Here is a 336-nt window from a genome sequence, read left to right on the forward strand (position 1 = left end):
TGGGTCCTGAATTCTAGTAAATATTTCTCTATGTAATTCATTAACTTGACCCAGCTCTGACATAAGATAACACCGCTGGCCAAAGATTACTAAATTATCAGGAAGCAACGCTGTATCAAGCAGCGTCCTCCAGCGAACGCTACCTCTATCAAGATCATTTTTGTTTTGTTTCGGGAAGCGGCTCCAGTTATTAATACGCTCCAATTGCGCACTTTTTAATGCCGTTTCTGTTTCACTCATGATTTGGCTGTGACGTTCACCTTCGGTGTACATGGTTACACCGATATGGCACCAATTATCTGACTCTAAAGGCTCTGGTGGCGTTAGCTTATCAAG

At 42.6% G+C, this 336-nt stretch carries 1 pseudogene; it reads right to left on the reverse strand.

Going from position 1 to position 336, the window contains the following annotated elements:
• Positions 1 to 336 (reverse strand): annotated as a pseudogene (locus tag A3712_RS15610) (RNase E specificity factor CsrD); the annotation flags it as partial.

This window comes from Vibrio sp. HI00D65 (assembly GCF_001635455.1).
In the GTDB taxonomy this organism is placed as follows: domain Bacteria; phylum Pseudomonadota; class Gammaproteobacteria; order Enterobacterales; family Vibrionaceae; genus Vibrio.